Origin of the sequence: Streptomyces sp. NPDC102274, assembly GCF_044766385.1 — a bacterium.
In the GTDB taxonomy this organism is placed as follows: domain Bacteria; phylum Actinomycetota; class Actinomycetes; order Streptomycetales; family Streptomycetaceae; genus Streptomyces.
On record NZ_JBIWLW010000013.1, the window covers coordinates 67,739 to 84,116 of the forward strand.

Below are 16,378 nucleotides of genomic sequence, written 5' to 3' on the forward strand. Positions count from 1 at the left end.
CGATGAGACGCATGCGCACCCGCGGCCCCGGCGCTCCCGCCGCGCTGGCGCTGCCCGCGCTGCTCGCGATCGCGTTTCTGCTGCTGCCCCTGATCGGCATTCTCGCCCGCACCCCCTGGGGCGATCTCGGGACGCATCTCACCACCCCCGGTGTGGTGGAGGCGCTGCGGCTGTCGCTGCTGGTCTCCTTCTGGGCGCTCGGTCTCTCCCTGGTGCTCGGGGTGCCACTGGCATGGCTGCTGGCCCGGGTGAGGTTCCCGGGTAAGACGCTGGTGCGCGCGCTGGTCCTGCTGCCCATGGTGCTGCCGCCCACGGTCGGCGGGGTCGCGCTGCTGCTCGGCTTCGGCCGGCGCGGGCTGCTCGGGCCCTGGTTGGAAGGCTCGTTCGGCATCACCCTGCCGTTCCACACCTCGGGCGCGGTGATCGCCGCGACGTTCGTGGCGATGCCGTTCCTGATCATCAGCCTCGAAGGCACCCTCGCGGGAATGCGGCCCGCCTACGAGGAGACCGCCGCGTCCCTGGGCGCCTCGCCGGTACGGGTGTTCCTCACCGTCACTCTGCCGATGGTCGCCCCGGGGCTCGCCGCGGGCGCCGCGCTGACCTGGGCGCGCGCCCTCGGCGAGTTCGGCGCCACGATCACCTTCGCCGGCAACCTTCCCGGCACCACCCAGACCCTTCCGCTCCAGGTCTATCTGCTGCTCCAGGACTCGCCGGAGGCCGCGACCTCGGTCTCCCTGCTGCTGCTGGCCATCGCGATGGCCGTACTGATCGCCCTGCGTGGACGCTGGACGGGCGTGACGGCCGACCGCGCACCGGACCGTGCCCCGCGGTCGGACGACGCCGACGCGCTCTCCGTACCGTCCGGACCCTCCGGACCCTCCGCACTCTCCGTACCGTTCGCATCCTCCGTACCGTCCGGACCGGACGACACCGTCCTCACGGCGGACAAGGCCCCCGCCCCGGCCGAACATTGGCGACTGCACGCTGAGGTCACCGGCTTCAACCAGCTCGTCCTGGACGCCGAGCCCGGCACGACCATCGCCGTCGTCGGCCCCAACGGAGCCGGCAAGACGACGCTGCTGCGCGCCCTCCTCGGCCTCACCCCGCGCGCCCACGCCGAACTCCGGCTCGGTGACCGCGATGTCACCGCTCTCCCGCCGCACCGCCGCGGTGTCGCCTGGGTCCCGCAGGACGGCGCGCTCTTCCCCCATCTCAGCGCGCTCGCCAACACCGGCTACGGCCTGCGCGCCCATGGCGTCCCCCGCGCCGAGGCCCGCGGTAGCGCGCGGGAGTGGCTCGACCGGCTCGGTGTCGGGCATCTCGCCCACCGCAAGCCGCATCAACTCTCCGGCGGCCAGGCGCAGCGGGTCGCGCTGGCCCGCGCGCTCGCCGCCCGGCCCCGGCTGCTGCTCCTCGACGAGCCGCTCGCCGCACTCGACCAGACCACCCGGGCGCGCGTGCGGCACACCCTGCGCGGCCATCTCGACGGCTTCGGCGGGGTCTGTCTGATCGTCACCCATGACCCGGTCGAGGCCGTCTCGCTGGCCGACCGGGTCCTCGTACTCGACGACGGCAGGGTGCTCCAGGACGCCCCGCCCGCCGAGGTGACCCGTAACCCGCGCTCGCCGTGGGTGGCCCGGATGCTCGGGCGCAACGCCTGGCCCGGCAGGTCGGGGCCCGCCGGGTTCGAACTCACCGCCGGCGGGCGGCTGATCGTCGCGGAGCCGCCCGCCGAGGGTACGGAGGCCCTCGCGATCATCGCCCCGGAGGCCGTCTCCGTACACCGTGAGCGGCCCGTCGGCAGCCCCCGCAACGTCTGGCGGGGAACGGTACGCGAGATCACCGCCCTCGGCAGCAGGCTGCGCGTACTGATCACCTCGGACGAGGCCCCCGATCTGGTCGCCGAGATCACGCCGCAGTCCGCCGCCGAACTCGGCCTGGCCGACGGCGTATCCGTATGGACCAGTGTCAAGGCCACCGAGGTCACCCTCGTCGCCCTGTGAGACCGGGCCCGTCGGGGAGGTCCCGCCGGTGCCGAGGGCCTGACAGGGTGAGTACGCGGACCGAGCAGGGGAGCGAGCGATGTTGCTGCGTCAGCTGGAGTATCTGGTGGCACTCGCCAGGGAACGGCACTTCGCTCGGGCCGCGGCGGCCTGCTTCGTGTCGCAGCCCTCGCTGTCCGCGGCGATCCGCAAACTGGAACACGAACTGGACGTGCCCATCGTCCAGCGAGGCCGCCGCTTCGAGGGGCTGACCCCCGAGGGCGAACGGGTGCTGCTCTGGGCGCAGCGCATCCTCGCCGAGCGCGACGCCCTGCGCCATGAACTCTCCGCGATGCGCGACGGTCTGGCCGGCACCCTGCGGCTGGGCGCCATCCCCACCGCGCTGACCGCGGCCTCACTGCTCACCACGCCCTTCGTGGAACGTCATCCCCGCGCCCGGGTCTCGCTCGACTCCCTCTCCTCCCGGGAGATCGCCCAGCGGCTGGCCGAATTCGAGCTGGATATCGCGCTCACCTATCTGGACGACGACAGCCTCGGTCATGTCCGCAGGAGTCCGCTGTACGAGGAGCGCTATCTGCTGCTCACCCCGTACGACGGATCGATGACCGGCCGCCCGGCCGCCCGTTGGGCGGAGATCGCCGAGCTGCCGCTCTGCCTGCTCTCCCGGCAGATGCGCAACCGCCGGATCATGGACGAGTACTTCGCCGCGGAAGGCGTGACCACCGTGACCCCCGCCATCGAAACGGACTCCGTCGCCGGTCTGTACGCGCATCTCGCGGCCGGCCACTGGTCGAGCGTCATCTCCCATGCCTGGCTGCACATGTTCGGGGTTCCCGACGGGATGCGGGTGATCCCGCTGGAACACCCGGCGCACGGCCCGCGGGTGGGCCTGGTCATCGCCGACCGCAGCCCCGAACCCGTGCTGGCCAGAGCCCTGTTGGAGATAGCCAGGGAGGCGGGCGTACGGGAGGCGCTGGACCGGCTCCTGGACACCTATCTCAGCCCGGCGGCCCCGTCCGGTGACTCGGGATAGCCGCGGCCTATCCCGAGATAGAAAGGTTCATTTTGACCACGACCCGGCGGCGCGACGAGGGTGGAGACATCTTCCCGCAGCAATGAATGAGGAGCCGCTGTCATGGCAAAGGTGCTGTGCGTGCTGTACGACGACCCGGTCGACGGATACCCCAAGACGTACGCCCGCGACGACCTTCCTCGTATCGACCACTACCCGGGCGGCCAGACCACCCCCACTCCGCAGGGCATCGACTTCACCCCCGGGCAGCTCCTCGGCAGTGTCTCCGGTGAGCTGGGGCTGCGTACGTTCCTGGAGTCCCGTGGCCACACCCTCGTCGTCACCTCGGACAAGGACCGGGACGGTTCGGTCTTCGACCGGGAGCTGGTCGACGCCGATGTGGTCATCTCGCAGCCGTTCTGGCCCGCCTATCTGACGGCCGAGCGCATCGCGAAGGCCCAGAACCTTAAGCTCGCCATCACGGCGGGCATCGGCTCCGACCATGTCGACCTCGACGCCGCCATCGCCAAGGGCGTCACCGTCGCGGAGGTCACGTACTGCAACAGCATCAGCGTCGCCGAGCACGTGGTGATGATGACGCTGTCGCTCGTACGGAACTACCTGCCCTCGCACCAGTGGGTACTGGACGGCGGCTGGAACATCGCGGACTGCGTCGCCCGGTCGTACGACCTGGAGGGCATGCAGGTCGGCACCGTGGCCGCGGGCCGGATCGGGCTCGCCGTCCTGCGCAGGCTGGCGCCGTTCGACGTCGGGCTGCACTACACCGACCGCCACCGGCTCCCCGAGGCCGTCGAGCAGGAGCTGGGGCTCACCTGGCACGAGAGCGCGGCCGCGATGGTCCCGCACTGCGACGTGGTCACGATCAACGCGCCCCTCCACCCCGAGACGGAGGGACTCTTCGGGGACGAGCTGCTCGCCACCATGAAGCGCGGTGCCTATCTCATCAACACCGCCCGCGCGAAGATCGCCGACCGCGACGCCATCGACCGCGCGCTGCGCAGCGGCCAGCTCGCCGGTTACGCGGGCGACGTGTGGTACCCGCAGCCCGCGCCGGCCGACCACCCCTGGCGGACCATGCCGCACCACGGCATGACCCCGCACATCTCCGGCTCCTCGCTCTCCGCCCAGGCCCGCTATGCCGCCGGGACCCGGGAGATCCTGGAGTCCTGGTTCGCGGGCACCCCGCTGCGCGACGAGTATCTGATCGTCGACAAGGGGGCGCTGGCCGGGGTCGGTGCCCACTCGTACTCAGTGAAGAACACCTGATCAAGAAGATCTGATCACCGTCATATCTCCTCGGGATAAGGGGATTTGACGTAGATTCAGCCGCTTCCGGCCACGCCCCTGGCCGGGGCGGCTGTGTCGCGTCCGCTCGCGTGTTCGGCACACTGGTGGCGTGTCCACACTTCCTCACCAGGTACAACAGGGCCTGCCGACGGGCCATATGGTCGTCTGCGGCGACGACACCCTGGCCCACCGGCTGGCGGGCGAGCTGCGCGACGTCTATGGCGAGCAGGTGACGCTCGTCATCCCGCCGGTACGCCCCTCCCGCCTCCCGCCCGCACCACTGGCCGGTCCGGGCAGAGCCTCGGCCCTCTTCGGACGGATGTCCGCGGCCATGGCCCGTACGGCCGCGACGCTCCCGGACCCGGCGGGGGAGGGGACCGGGCGGCCGGACGGTCCGCGTGTCCTGGAGGCGGCGGAACTCGGCGAGGACGTCCTCGCCGACGCCGGAGTGGACGAGGCGGCGGCGCTCGCTCTCGTCCATGACGACGACGAGATGAATATCCGGGTCGCGCTCGCCGCCCGCCGGCTCAACCCCCAGCTGCGGCTGGTCATCCGGCTCTACAACCGCAAGCTCGGCCAGCATCTGGAGGAGCTGCTCGACCAGGCGGCGGCCGTCGCCCTCCCCGGTCTCGACCGGGCGGCCCTGGACGCCACCACCACGGTCCTCTCGGACGCCGACACCGCCGCCCCCGCGCTGGCCGCCACCGCCGTCGCGGGGACCAGCAAGGTGATACGGGCCGACGGTCTGCTGCTGCGAGCCGTGGAGCGCAATCCGCCGGGGCCCGGCGAGGTCGCCGACCCGGGGCTGTGCACCCTCGCCCTGCTCTCCGCCACCACCAACGACCCGGCGGGGGCGGAGGGTTCGGACAACAGCGGCCAGGACGGCCCGCGACTGCTGCCCGACGACGCGAGCGCCGCCGCCGCCACCGGACGCGGCACGGTCGTGCTGGAAGCCGTCTCGCACGCCGCCCCCGACCTGCCGCGGCGCCGGCTCGCGGGCCGCGGCGCCCCGCTCGCCTCACTGTTCTCCCGCCGGCTGCGGTGGTCCTTCGCCGGGATCCTCGCCGCCGTACTCACCCTCGCGGTCGTCTCGTCGCTGGTCACCGAAGCCCATCCGCTGGGCGCGATGTACCTCACGCTGCTCGATCTCTTCGCCATCGGCGATCCCGCCGTGGGTGAGCCCGCGCCCCGGCAGGTCATGCAGCTCCTCGCCATGGTCACCGGAATCCTGCTGCTGCCCGTGGTGCTCGCGGCGGTCCTGGAGGCGCTCGGCACGTTCCGTACGGCATCGGCGCTGCGCCGGCCGCCGCGTGGTATCTCCGGCCATGTCGTACTCCTCGGACTCGGCAAGATCGGCAGCCGGGTGCTCGTACGCCTGCGTGAGCTGGGCATCCCGGTGGTGTGCGTGGAGGAGGACCCCGACGCGCGGGGGATCGCGCTCGCCCGCAGCCTGCGCGTGCCGACCGTCCTGGGCGATGTGACCCAGGAAGGGGTGCTGGAGGCGGCCAAGATCGAGCGGGCGCACGCCCTGCTCGCCCTCACCAGCGTCGACACCACCAATCTCGAAGCCGCGCTGTACGCGCGCTCCGTCGCCCCCGATCTGCGGGTGGCGCTGCGGCTGTACGACGACGACTTCGCGACCGCCGTCTACCGCACCCTGCGCGCGGCGCATCCCGGGGCGCTCACCCGCAGCCGCAGCGTCTCCACCCTGGCGGCCCCCGCCTTCGCCATCGCCATGATGGGGCGCCAGATCCTCGGGGCCATCCCGGTGGAACGCAAGGTGTTGCTGGTGGCCGCCATCGATGTGGCGGGTCATCCGCGGCTGGAGGGCCGTACGGTCGCGGAGGTGTTCCGGCCGGGCGCCTGGCGGGTCATCGCCCTGGACACCGCGGCGCCGGGGGACCGGGTGCCCGATCTCGCCGACACCCGGCTCGATCACGAGGAGCGGCGGCCGGCCGGGCTGGTCTGGGATCTGCACCCCGGCTATGTGCTGCACTCCCGGGACCGGGTGGTGCTGGCGGCCACCCGCAGGGGCCTGGCGGAACTGCTCGGGCGGCGGTCCGCCTCCCGGGCCCGCCCGGCGGGATGATCCCCGGCCTTCGCGGGTGCGGCGTGGCCCTCCGGCGCCGCGCCGTACCCGGCCCTACCGGGGATGCGGCGGGGCCCGGCGGGCACGAGAATGGCGAACACCGGATGAACGAGGAGGCGGCATGAACGCAGAGTCCACGGCGCGACCGGAGCCCGAGAGCGTGACCCCGGACCGGCTGCTGCACACCGGCGGGTGCGACCAGGTCACGGCCGAAGATCTCACGCTCGCCTCCGGCCGCGATCTCACCCCGGAGAACATCGAATGGGCCAGGCGCCGGCTGGCCGAGAGGGGTCGCGCGGCCATCGAGGAGCAGTTGCCCTGAGGGCTGTCCCGTTATCCCGGCTGTTGTCGTAGCGCGACCGCGACAGCCGCCATATCTCCGACCACGCGCCTCGCGCACCGAGCGCGCCCCACCGAGCGGTGAGGCGCGCTTCTCGTTGCCGTCGTCCCGCTGATTGCATCCGTAAGCTCGCGTCCTCCCCCGCGTCACCGAACTCGCCTACGCTCCCTCTCGGTTGACATGCCCAAGACATGCGCAACGGGAGGATCAAGGGATATGGCAAAGTTCCTTCGCACCACGGTGGCGGCCGGCGCCGTCGCCGTGCTCGCCTTCGCCACCACGTCGGCCGGTGCCGCCGACACGGGCGCGCTGCCGTACCCCTCCACCACCGGGGTCGGTGTCCACAACGCGTACGAGAAGGCCACCTTCCCGTACTTCGCGGACGCGCTGGACTCCGGGGCCGGGATGCTCGAACTCGACGTATGGACCAATGTGTTCGGCGCCTCCTGGCGTGTGTCCCACAGCAATCCGCTGGGCAATGACAACAACTGCGCCAACGCCGCCACGGTGAGCCAACTGCGTACCAACGCGAAGAACCGCGATCTGGCCGGCTGCCTGACCGACCTCAAGACCTGGCACGACGCCCACCAGGACCACCGGCCCATCGTCCTCAAGATCGAGATGAAGGACGGCTTCCAGGGGCAGGCCGGCCGCGGCCCCGCCGCCCTCGACGCGCTGCTCAACAGCGAGCTCGGCGACGCGCTCTACCGCCCCGCCGACCTGGTGGGCGACCGCGGCGACCTCGACCGGGCCGCCCAGGCGGGCGCCTGGCCGACGCGCGCGCAGATGGCCGGCAAGTTCATCGTCGAGCTGATCCCCGGCACGGTGGAGGAGCAGAATCCGCTCGACACCCTGTGGACCGACCGTGAGTACGCCACTCATCTGCGTGACCTCAAGGCGGCGGGCCGACTGAGCGAGGCCGCGGCCTTCCCCGCCGTCCACAAGGCCACCGCCGGTGATCCGCGCACCCGCTACACGGACGCGACGATCAGGCCCTGGTTCGTGTTCTTCGACGGCGACGCCTCCGCCTACGCGGCCGGCACGATCGACACCGCCTGGTACGCGCAGCGGAACTACTTCCTGCTGATGACGGACGCCCACAACGTCCCGCCGGCCATCGACGGCACCAACCCCACCGAGCAGCAGGCCCGCGACCGGCTGACGCTGCTGGCCCAGCGGAACGCCAGCCTGATCTCGGCGGACTGGCACGCGCTGGCGACGGTGCTCGCGACCGTCGTCCCGCGCGGCTGAGCCAGGGGAATCACACACGTCCCGGGGCCGGTACCGCTCGCCGGCCCCGGGGCTCGCGGCCAGGGGACGGCGTGGTCCCACAGCCATGTCCGTCCCGCGCTGTCAGCCGCCCTCCGTCACATCCCGGCCGTACGCCGCGAGGACCGTCTCGACCGTGTCCGCCTCCGTCGCGGACTTGTCCTCGCGGTAGCGGACCACCCGGGCGAAGCGCAGCGTCACGCCCGCCGGATAGCGGGACGAGCGCTGGAGCCCGTCGTACGCGATCTCGACCACCAGTTCAGGACGTACGGTCACGGTGAAGCCGTCGTCACGCACCGCCAGTTCCCGCAGACGTTCCGTCTGCCACTCCAGCATCTGGTCCGTCAGTCCCTTGAAGGTCTTGCCGAGCATCGCGAACGAGCCGTCCGGCCGGCGCGCGCCCAGATGCAGATTGGAGAGTCTGCCGGTGCGCCTGCCGTGCCCCCACTCCGCGGCGAGCACCACGAGATCCAGGGTGTGCACCGGTTTCACCTTCAGCCAGCCCGCCCCGCGCCGGCCCGCGCTGTAGGGGGTGTCGAGCGCCTTGAGCACCACACCCTCATGGCCCCGGGCCAGGGTGTCGCGCAGGAACGCCTCGGCGGCCCGCGCCTCCTCCCGGGCCGGGCCGGTGACCACGAGCCGTCGTACCCGCATCGGCGCGGGAACCAGCCGCGCCAGCGTCTCGTGCCGCTCCGCGCACGACAGTTCCAGCAGATCCTCGCCCCCGGCGGCGAGGACGTCGAAGAAGACGGGTGACAGCGGGACGGCCGCGGCGGCGGACTGTACGTCCATCCGCGAGCCGACCCGGCTCGCGATCTCCTGGAACGACCTCGGCCTGCCCTCCACGTCCAGCGCGATGACCTCCCCGTCCAGTACGAAGCGGTCGCCCGGCAGCCTCAGCGCGATCGCGGTCACCTCGGGCAGCCGGTCCGTGATGTCGTCGAGTGTGCGCGTGAAGATCCGTACCGTCGGCCCGTCGCGGTGCACCTGCACCCGGATGCCGTCCAGCTTCTCCTCGACGGCGCACTCCCCGAGCCGGTCGATCGCCTCCGCGACGCTCGCCGCGCTCTGCGCGAGCATCGGCAGTACGGGCCGCCCCACCGTGAGCAGGAACTCCTCCAGCACCCGTGGCCCCTCCGCCAGCAGCCGCTCCGCCACCTTCTGGAGGGAGCCGGCCAGCATCACGGCCCGGCGCACCGCGGCGGCCCGCGCGCCCGAGGTCTCCGCCAGGGCCTCGACGGCGACGGCGTCCAGCGCGCCCTGGCGCACCTCGCCGGAGATCAGTCCCACCAGGAAGCGCTGCTCCTCCTCGGTGGCCGCGCCCAGCAGTTCCTGGACCAGCCGTCGGCGCTCAGCCTGCGCCCCGCGGCCCGCCACGGCCGCGAGGGCGGTGAAGGTGGCATCGACCCGGTGCACGGTCAGCGTGGCGCGGTCCGCGGGCGGGGGCGGGTCCTTCAGCGCGTTCCAGCCGACCCCGATCCGGCCCTGTGGCAGCCGCCCGGCCAGATACGGGATGACGATGGGCACGTCCTCGGATCCCGCTGTACGGAAGAGTCCGGCCAGCAGGGAGATCTTCCGGGACCGGGCCGATGTCTCGGCGACCTCCCGGGAGACATGCGCGAGCGGTGCCAACAGCATGCTGCCATCGTGCTACGCCGCGCGCGCGTCCGCCCGTCGTGGCCGCATGCCCATCGGTGCGCGGGCCCGGCGAGATCCAGCGGGCCCGGCGGGATCCGGACGAAAGACCCTACGGGACAGCCCTTAGCCTGGGCGTACGAACGCACGGCCCACGACAGGCCCGGGAGGCGTGACATGAGCGAGACCGGCACCGGCGCCACCGATCCCGCCCCCGACCCCGGGCTCTTCGGACCCCGTTCGGTCACCTGGCAGCTGCACAGCGACCCGGTCATGTGGATCGCCGGCATCCGCGCCCTCTACCTCCAGGCGCTGCATCCCCGCGCGGTGCGCGGCGTGACCCAGAACAGCGATTTCCGGCGCGACGCCTGGGGCAGGCTGCGCCGTACCGCCGGATTCGTGGGCACCATCAGCTACGGCACGACCGAGGCCGCCGAGCGGGCCGGCGCCCGGGTCCGCGCCATCCACCGCCGCCTCACGGCCACCGACCCCGCGACGGGCGAGCGCTACGGCGTCGACGAAACGGGGTTGCTGCTCTGGGTGCACTGCGCCGAGGTCGACTCGTATCTCCAGGTCGTGCGCCGCTCCGGCATCCCGCTCGGCGACGCGCTCGCCGACCGCTATGTGTCCGAACACCGCGAGGGCGCCCGGCTGGTCGGCCTCGATCCGGACCAGGTCCCGGCCACCACCGCCGAGCTGGCCGAGTACTTCGCACAGGTGCGTCCCGAGCTGGCCTGCGGACCCGAGGCGCGTGAGATCGACGACTTCCTGCGCAGGCCGCCGGTCCCGGCCCTGCTCGTCCCGGCCCGTGGGCTGCTGTGGCGACGGGTGGCCGCGCTCGCCTACGCGTCGCTGCCGCCGTACGCCCACGAGCTGTACGGCAGACCCGCGCCCGATCCGGAGACCGTCACCCACCGGCTCACCGCGACCGGAAACCTGCTGCGCCTCATTCCCGCCCGGGTGCGGTGGCAGCTGCCGCCCAAGCACATTCTCCGGGCAATGGCCAGGCTCGGCCCCGACACCCGCCCCGCCCCGTACACACTCCAGGACGGGACGGCCATACTGGACGGGCCGGGGAGGGCGCAGCGAGGGGACGGGGGCGACAGCACGCGATGGCGGACACCAGGCTGATCCAAGGCCGCTACCGGCTGCTCGATCAGATCGGGCGCGGGGGGATGGGCGAGGTATGGCGGGCCCGCGACGAGTCGCTCGGCAGGCAGGTCGCGGTCAAGTGCCTCAAGCCGCTGGGTCCGCAGCAGGACCAGTCCTTCACCCGGATCATGCGGGAGCGGTTCCGCAGGGAGGCGCGGGTCGCGGCCGCTCTCCAGCACCGGGGAGTCACCGTCGTCCATGACTTCGGCGAGGACAACGGCGTGCTCTATCTCGTGATGGAGCTGCTCGACGGACGCAACCTCAGCCAGCTGCTCGAGGACAATCAGCAGCATCCGCTGCCGGTGCCCCATGTCGTCGACATCGCCGACCAGGTCGCGGACGCCCTCGCGTACACCCACGGCCAGGGCATCATCCACCGCGACCTGAAGCCCGCCAACATCATGCGGCTCGCCGACGGCACGGTGAAGATCTGCGACTTCGGCATCGCACGGCTCGGCCACGACATCGGCTTCACCTCGCGACTGACCGGCACGGGCATCGCGATGGGCACCCCGCACTACATGTCGCCCGAGCAGATCGGCGCCGGCCATGTCGATCACCGCAGCGATCTCTACTCACTGGGCTGTGTGCTGTACGAGATCGCCACCGGCGCCCCGCCGTTCGATCTGGGCGACGCCTGGGCGGTACTGGTCGGCCACCGCGACACGATCCCCGAGCCGCCGCGCAAGCACCGGTCGGAACTACCGGAGTTCTTCGACCGGCTCGTCCTCGACCTGCTGGCCAAGACACCGGATGAGCGGCCCACCGACGCGGGGGATCTGCGGCGCCGGATCGGCGCCGCGCGCACGGCCCCGGGCCCGGCGGGCACGGTCCTGGGGAGCACGGCGCCCGGGAGCACGGGCCCGGTGAGCACCGGACCGCACACACCTCCGGCGTTCCCCGTGTGGGACAGGGGTCCCGCGCCCTACGGCGCGGGCGGCTCGGGGCCGCCGCCGGACGGTTCCCGGCTGCCGTCCTGGGCCCGCTCCATGACCACCGGTCACAAGGCGACCGGTGTGTCCGTGCTGCGGCCCACCCCGCCCGACCACACCGCGGGCCTCACCGGCGAGTGGACCCGCCCGGCCGATCCACGCGCCACCGCCGGAACGTATCCGGCCGCCGCGCGGCCCACCCCGTCCCCCGAGCAGCTCGCGGTCCTCGTCAGCCGGCACAACGCCGGTCTGAGCCTCGGCCGGCTCGGCCGCTGGGAGGAGGCGGGCGAGGTGCACCGCGCGGTCGCCGCTGAACGTGAATACGCCCTCGGCCCCGACCATCCCGACACCCTCGCCGGCCGGTACGAGGTCGGGTTCACGCTCAGCATGACCGGGCGTACCGGGGACGCGCTGCGCGAGTTCAGCCGCGTCGCGGAGGGGCGCGCCCGCGCGCTCGGCCCGGACCATCCGGACACGCTCGCGGCCCGCCAGGAGACGGCGTACGCGCTGGGGCAGCTCGGCCGGCACTTCGAGGCCCACGAGGTGTTCGCCGCGGTGCTCGCCTCCCGCGAGCGCACGATGGGCCCCGACCATCCGGACACCCTGCGCTGCCGCCACAACCTGGCGTACAACCTCAGCCGCCTCGGACGCCTGGAAGACGCGTACCGGCTGGCCCAAGCGGTCGCCGTGGCCCGCGCCCGGGTGCTCGGCGCCGACCATCCCGACACGCTGGTCAGCCAGTACGAGGTGGCCTACGCGCTGGGGCGGCTCGGCCGCTGGCCGGAGGCGCTGGGCGCCTACCGTGAGGTGGCCGCGGTCCGCGCCCGCGCGCTCGGCCCCGACCACCCCGACACGCTCTCCGCACGCTACGAGATCGGCATCAGCCTGGGACGGCTGGGCCGCAGCGAGGAGGCGCTCGATCTGTACCGCGGGCTCGTCGCCGACCGTGTCCGTATCCAGGGATCGCTGCACCCGGAGACCCTGCGGGCCCGGCACGGCTTCGGGGTCAACCTGGGCCGGCTCGCCCGCTGGGACGAGGCCCTCGCCGAGGCCCGCGAGGTGTGCGCCGCCCGGGAGCAGGTCCTCGGCCCCGAGCACCCCGACACCCTCGTCAGCCGCCGGGAGATCGCCGTCGGCCTGGGCTGGCTGGACCGCTGGCCCGAGGCCCTGACCGTCTACCGCAGGGTCGCCGAGGCCCGGGACCGGGTCCTGGGCCCCGTCCACCCGGACACCCTGGCGGCCAGGAACGACGAGGCGCACTGCCTGGAACAGCTGGGACGGGGAGCCGAGGCCGTGGAGCTGTACCGCCAGGTCGCGGCGTTGCGCCAGCAGCACGGCACCAGGGGCCGCTGAGCGGCTCAAGAGGCCACGCGCAGGTGGCGCGGCCTCCATCAGTCCTCCGACGGAGGCCGCGCGCACAGGTGGGGCGGCCTCCATCAGTCCTCCGACGCCACCCAGCCGGCCGCCTCGATACGCGCCGCGTCCTTGCGCCGCGCCTCGTCGAAGACCGGGCGCCCACCGTCCTCGATCCGCAGCCCGTCCACGTACGCGCCCCGTCCCACGTACAGCCGGTCCGTCGTGTACCGCCAGCGCAGCCGTACCGCCGTATCGCGCCAGGCCGCCAGATCCGCGGTCAGCCGGTGCCAGTCGCGCCCCGACCAGCCCGTGGCCGAACCCGCCGGGTGCGCCAGCGGCTCCTGCCCGGTGCCTACGGTCGTGAAGGGCACCGGCCGCCAGCTCTTCCCGGCGTCGGCCGACGCCTCCAGGAACAGCCCGTCCGCGTCCGGCTCGGTGTCCCACCACAGCGAACAGCGCAGCACCCCGGCGCGGGCAGTGACCGGGGGCAGGGTCAGCGTGGCCGTCGTGGTGCTCGCCATGCCCGAGAACCACGCGGTACGGCCGCGCGCGGGCCGCACCGCGACGGCGCGCGCCATCCGGTTGGCCGTCGCGACGCGCGGCGCGCTGCCGGACCGCCAGCTCCGCACGGGGTGCACCGAGTTGCCGAGCACGATCAGGAACGAGTCGGTCGTCGGGTCGAGGACGAGACTGGTGCCGGTGAACCCGGTGTGGCCCGCCGAGCTCGGGGTGGCCATCGCGCCCATGTACCAGTGCTGGTAGAGCTCGAAGCCCAGTCCGTGGGCGTCGCCGGGGAAGGCGGAGTTGAAGTCGGTGAACATCAGCTCCACGGACTCGGGCCGCAGGATCCGGGCCCGGCCGTACGCGCCGCCGTTGAGCAGCGTACGGGCGAGGATCGCCAGGTCCCAGGCGTGGGAGAAGACCCCGGCGTGGCCCGCGACCCCGCCGAGACTGTAGGCGTTCTCGTCGTGCACCTCGCCCCACACCAGCCCCCGGTCGAGCCCTGACCACGGCAGGCGCGCGTCCTCGGTGGCGGCGATCTTCGGTCTCCAGGAGGCGGGCGGGTTGTAGCGCGTGCGGTGCATCGCGAGCGGAGCGGTGATCTCGTCGCGGAGCAGGGTGTCCAGGGTGTGACCGGTGATCCGTTCCAGGATCAGCTGGAGCGAGATCAGATTGAGGTCCGAGTACAGATAGACCGTGCCGGGCGGGTTCACCGGGGCCTCGTTCCACAGCAACTGGAGCTTGCCCTCGTACGTCGGCGCCGCATAGAGCGGGACCCAGGCGCGGAAACCGGAGGTGTGCGTCAGCAGCTGGCGCACGGTCACGTCCTGCTTGCCCGCCCGCCCGAACTCCGGGAGATACGTGGTGACGCGGGCCGTCAGCTCCAGTGCTCCGCGCTCGATCTGCTGGACGGCGAGGATCGAGGTGAACAGTTTGGAGAGGGAGGCGAGATCGAAGACCGTGTCCTCGGCCATCGCGATCCGCCGCTCGGGGGGCAGCTCCACTCCGGTGTCGGTCTTCTCGTCGTACGCCGAGTAGCGCACGGCCGCACCGATCGGCCGGTGCAGGGCGACCGTTCCCCCGCGCGCGGCGAGCAGCACGGCGCCCGCGTACCAGGGGTGCGTGGGGGAGGGGCCGAGGAAGGCCGTCGCCTCGTCGACCAGTTGGTCCAGCCGGCCGGGGAGGAGACCGGCCCGCTCGGCGGAGCCGTGCCGCAGCGTCGTCCGTCGTGTGCTGCCGGACCCGCCACGCGGTTCTGCCGCGGCGGCGCGGGCCGGGCCGTCGGCGAACGGGATCGGCGCCACGGCGAGCGCCCCGCCCAGGGCCAGCACCCCGCCGCCCAGCCTGCGCCGGCTTATCCCACCGGGCCGCGCGCCCCCGCTCCGTACGTCGTTCCCCGCGCCGCCCTCGGTACCGCTCGTACCGCTCGCTCCCTGTCCGTCCGCCCGGTCCTGCGCCATTCGGCAGCCCTCCCCTGAACGTCGTCTCTTTCGGGACCTCACCGTCAGGACTCCTTACCACAGGGGAACTGACACCGCATCACGGGCGACGGGACGGAGTCGCCGTACGGTGCCGCCACCGCGCGCACCACCAGCACCTCTGGCAGCGTGTGGCGCATGAGGACGAGCGTCGGCATCAGGTCACTGGTGTCCCAGTGGCCCGTGGTGGTGCCCCTGCTCGCGTTGGTCGCGCTGGTCCTCAGCTGGGGGCGCAGCCTGTCGGGCTTCGCGGTCGCGCTTGTCGCCCTCTGTCTCGCGGGCGCCGTGCTCGCGGCCGTGCACCACGCCGAGGTCGTCGCCCACCGGGTGGGGGAACCCTTCGGCTCACTCGTCCTCGCTGTCGCGGTCACGGTCATCGAGGTGGCGCTCATCGTCACGTTGATGATCGACGGCGGCGACAAGACCGCCTCACTCGCCCGTGACACCGTCTTCGCCGCCGTCATGATCACCTGCAACGGCATTCTCGGCATCTGCCTGCTGGTCGGCGCGGTGCGCAGCAGGGTCGCCGTGTTCAACGCGGAGGGCACGGGCACCGCGCTGGCCACCGTCGCCACCCTGGCCACACTGACCCTGGTGATCCCGACGTTCACCACCAGCAAGCCGGGCGGCGAGTTCTCGTCCGCGCAGCTGGGCTTCGCCGCGGTCGCCTCACTCGTCCTGTACGGGCTCTTCGTCGCCGTACAGACCGTGCGTCACCGCGACTACTTCCTGCCCGTCACCCAGCAGGGGGAGGTACAGGAGGAGAGCTCGCACGCCCCGCTGCCCACCCGCCGTGCGGCCGTCCTGAGCCTGGTGATGCTGATCGTGGCGCTGATCGCCGTCGTCGGGGACGCGAAAGCGGTGTCCCCCACGATCGAGTCGGGTGTGGAGTCGGCCGGACTGCCACAGGCCGTGGTCGGTGTCGTCATCGCGCTGCTGGTGCTGCTGCCCGAGACCCTCGCCGCCGTACGCGCGGCCCGCCGCGAGCGCGTACAGACCAGCCTCAATCTGGCACTCGGCTCCGCGATAGCGAGCATCGGTCTGACGATCCCGGCCATCGCGCTCGCCACCATCTGGCTGAGCGGGCCGCTGGTGCTCGGGTTGGGCGCCGTCCATATGGTGCTGCTCGCGCTGACCGTGGTGGTGGGCGCCCTGACCGTCGCCCCGGGCCGGGCCACGCTGCTCCAGGGCGGGGTGCATCTGGGGATCTTCGCCGCGTTCGTCTTCCTCGCCATCAGCCCATGACCCGGACCATGACCTGGACCACGACCCGGACAGGACCCGGCGGGTCCGAGGGCCCGGG

11 protein-coding genes are annotated in these 16,378 nt (G+C 72.7%); 9 read left to right on the forward strand and 2 right to left on the reverse strand.

Annotated features, from left to right (window positions below; genetic code table 11):
- Positions 1–2 precede the first annotated feature (2 nt).
- The 6 genes from ACIRQP_RS19530 (at position 3) to ACIRQP_RS19555 (ending at position 8,003) form a co-directional block, all read left to right on the forward strand.
- Complete coding sequence (locus ACIRQP_RS19530) at positions 3–2,003, forward strand: ABC transporter permease (protein WP_403891373.1); 2,001 nt, start codon at positions 3–5, stop codon at positions 2,001–2,003.
- A 79-nt stretch (positions 2,004–2,082) separates the two neighbouring features.
- Entirely contained in the window at positions 2,083–3,036 is a 954-nt protein-coding gene (locus ACIRQP_RS19535; RefSeq protein WP_403891376.1) for a LysR family transcriptional regulator, read from the forward strand.
- Positions 3,037–3,138: 102 nt separating this feature from the next.
- Positions 3,139–4,302, forward strand: a complete 1,164-nt coding sequence (locus ACIRQP_RS19540) for an NAD-dependent formate dehydrogenase (RefSeq protein ID WP_403891379.1) — start codon at positions 3,139–3,141, stop codon at positions 4,300–4,302.
- 178 nt (positions 4,303–4,480) lie between these two features.
- Positions 4,481–6,412 (forward strand): NAD-binding protein, encoded by a 1,932-nt coding sequence (locus ACIRQP_RS19545; protein WP_403891612.1) that lies wholly within the window; start codon positions 4,481–4,483, stop codon positions 6,410–6,412.
- A gap of 121 nt (positions 6,413–6,533) precedes the next feature.
- Positions 6,534–6,734, forward strand: coding sequence for a hypothetical protein (locus ACIRQP_RS19550; RefSeq protein ID WP_403891382.1), 201 nt, complete (start codon positions 6,534–6,536; stop codon positions 6,732–6,734).
- 234 nt (positions 6,735–6,968) lie between these two features.
- Positions 6,969–8,003 carry a phosphatidylinositol-specific phospholipase C domain-containing protein gene (locus ACIRQP_RS19555; protein WP_403891385.1) on the forward strand — a complete coding sequence of 345 codons (1,035 nt, stop codon included), beginning with the start codon at positions 6,969–6,971 and terminating at the stop codon, positions 8,001–8,003.
- A gap of 102 nt (positions 8,004–8,105) precedes the next feature.
- Here the strand turns inward: ACIRQP_RS19555 and ACIRQP_RS19560 are convergent, their stop codons facing one another.
- Entirely contained in the window at positions 8,106–9,659 is a 1,554-nt protein-coding gene (locus ACIRQP_RS19560; protein ID WP_403891388.1) for an ATP-dependent DNA ligase, read from the reverse strand.
- Between the two features lie 174 nt (positions 9,660–9,833).
- Here ACIRQP_RS19560 and ACIRQP_RS19565 point away from each other — a divergent pair, with 174 nt between their 5' ends.
- Together ACIRQP_RS19565 and ACIRQP_RS19570 are read left to right on the forward strand one after the other, a co-directional pair.
- Positions 9,834–10,787 carry an oxygenase MpaB family protein gene (locus tag ACIRQP_RS19565; protein ID WP_403891391.1) on the forward strand — a complete coding sequence of 318 codons (954 nt, stop codon included), beginning with the start codon at positions 9,834–9,836 and terminating at the stop codon, positions 10,785–10,787.
- Positions 10,769–13,093, forward strand: coding sequence for a tetratricopeptide repeat protein (locus ACIRQP_RS19570; RefSeq protein WP_403891394.1), 2,325 nt, complete (start codon positions 10,769–10,771; stop codon positions 13,091–13,093). The genes ACIRQP_RS19565 and ACIRQP_RS19570 overlap by 19 nt, the downstream gene beginning before the upstream one ends.
- Before the next feature lie 83 nt (positions 13,094–13,176).
- Here ACIRQP_RS19570 and ACIRQP_RS19575 read toward each other — a convergent pair whose 3' ends face one another.
- Complete coding sequence (locus tag ACIRQP_RS19575) at positions 13,177–15,057, reverse strand: serine hydrolase (RefSeq protein WP_403891396.1); 1,881 nt, start codon at positions 15,055–15,057, stop codon at positions 13,177–13,179.
- A gap of 156 nt (positions 15,058–15,213) precedes the next feature.
- On the opposite strand from ACIRQP_RS19575, the gene ACIRQP_RS19580 reads away from it, so the two are divergent.
- Complete coding sequence (locus ACIRQP_RS19580; RefSeq protein WP_403891399.1) at positions 15,214–16,320, forward strand: calcium:proton antiporter; 1,107 nt, start codon at positions 15,214–15,216, stop codon at positions 16,318–16,320.
- Positions 16,321–16,378 lie beyond the last annotated feature (58 nt).

Bases quoted from the DNA above. Each gene is read 5' to 3' on its own strand.
- ACIRQP_RS19550 (WP_403891382.1), top strand. From the start codon at position 6,534: ATGAACGCAGAGTCCACGGCGCGACCGGAGCCCGAGAGCGTGACCCCG.
- ACIRQP_RS19565 (WP_403891391.1), top strand. From the start codon at position 9,834: ATGAGCGAGACCGGCACCGGCGCCACCGATCCCGCCCCCGACCCCGGG.
- ACIRQP_RS19575 (WP_403891396.1), bottom strand. From the start codon at position 15,057: ATGGCGCAGGACCGGGCGGACGGACAGGGAGCGAGCGGTACGAGCGGT.
- ACIRQP_RS19560 (WP_403891388.1), bottom strand. From the start codon at position 9,659: ATGCTGTTGGCACCGCTCGCGCATGTCTCCCGGGAGGTCGCCGAGACA.
- ACIRQP_RS19555 (WP_403891385.1), top strand. From the start codon at position 6,969: ATGGCAAAGTTCCTTCGCACCACGGTGGCGGCCGGCGCCGTCGCCGTG.
- ACIRQP_RS19545 (WP_403891612.1), top strand. From the start codon at position 4,481: ATGGTCGTCTGCGGCGACGACACCCTGGCCCACCGGCTGGCGGGCGAG.
- ACIRQP_RS19535 (WP_403891376.1), top strand. From the start codon at position 2,083: ATGTTGCTGCGTCAGCTGGAGTATCTGGTGGCACTCGCCAGGGAACGG.
- ACIRQP_RS19570 (WP_403891394.1), top strand. From the start codon at position 10,769: ATGGCGGACACCAGGCTGATCCAAGGCCGCTACCGGCTGCTCGATCAG.
- ACIRQP_RS19540 (WP_403891379.1), top strand. From the start codon at position 3,139: ATGGCAAAGGTGCTGTGCGTGCTGTACGACGACCCGGTCGACGGATAC.
- ACIRQP_RS19530 (WP_403891373.1), top strand. From the start codon at position 3: ATGAGACGCATGCGCACCCGCGGCCCCGGCGCTCCCGCCGCGCTGGCG.
- ACIRQP_RS19580 (WP_403891399.1), top strand. From the start codon at position 15,214: ATGAGGACGAGCGTCGGCATCAGGTCACTGGTGTCCCAGTGGCCCGTG.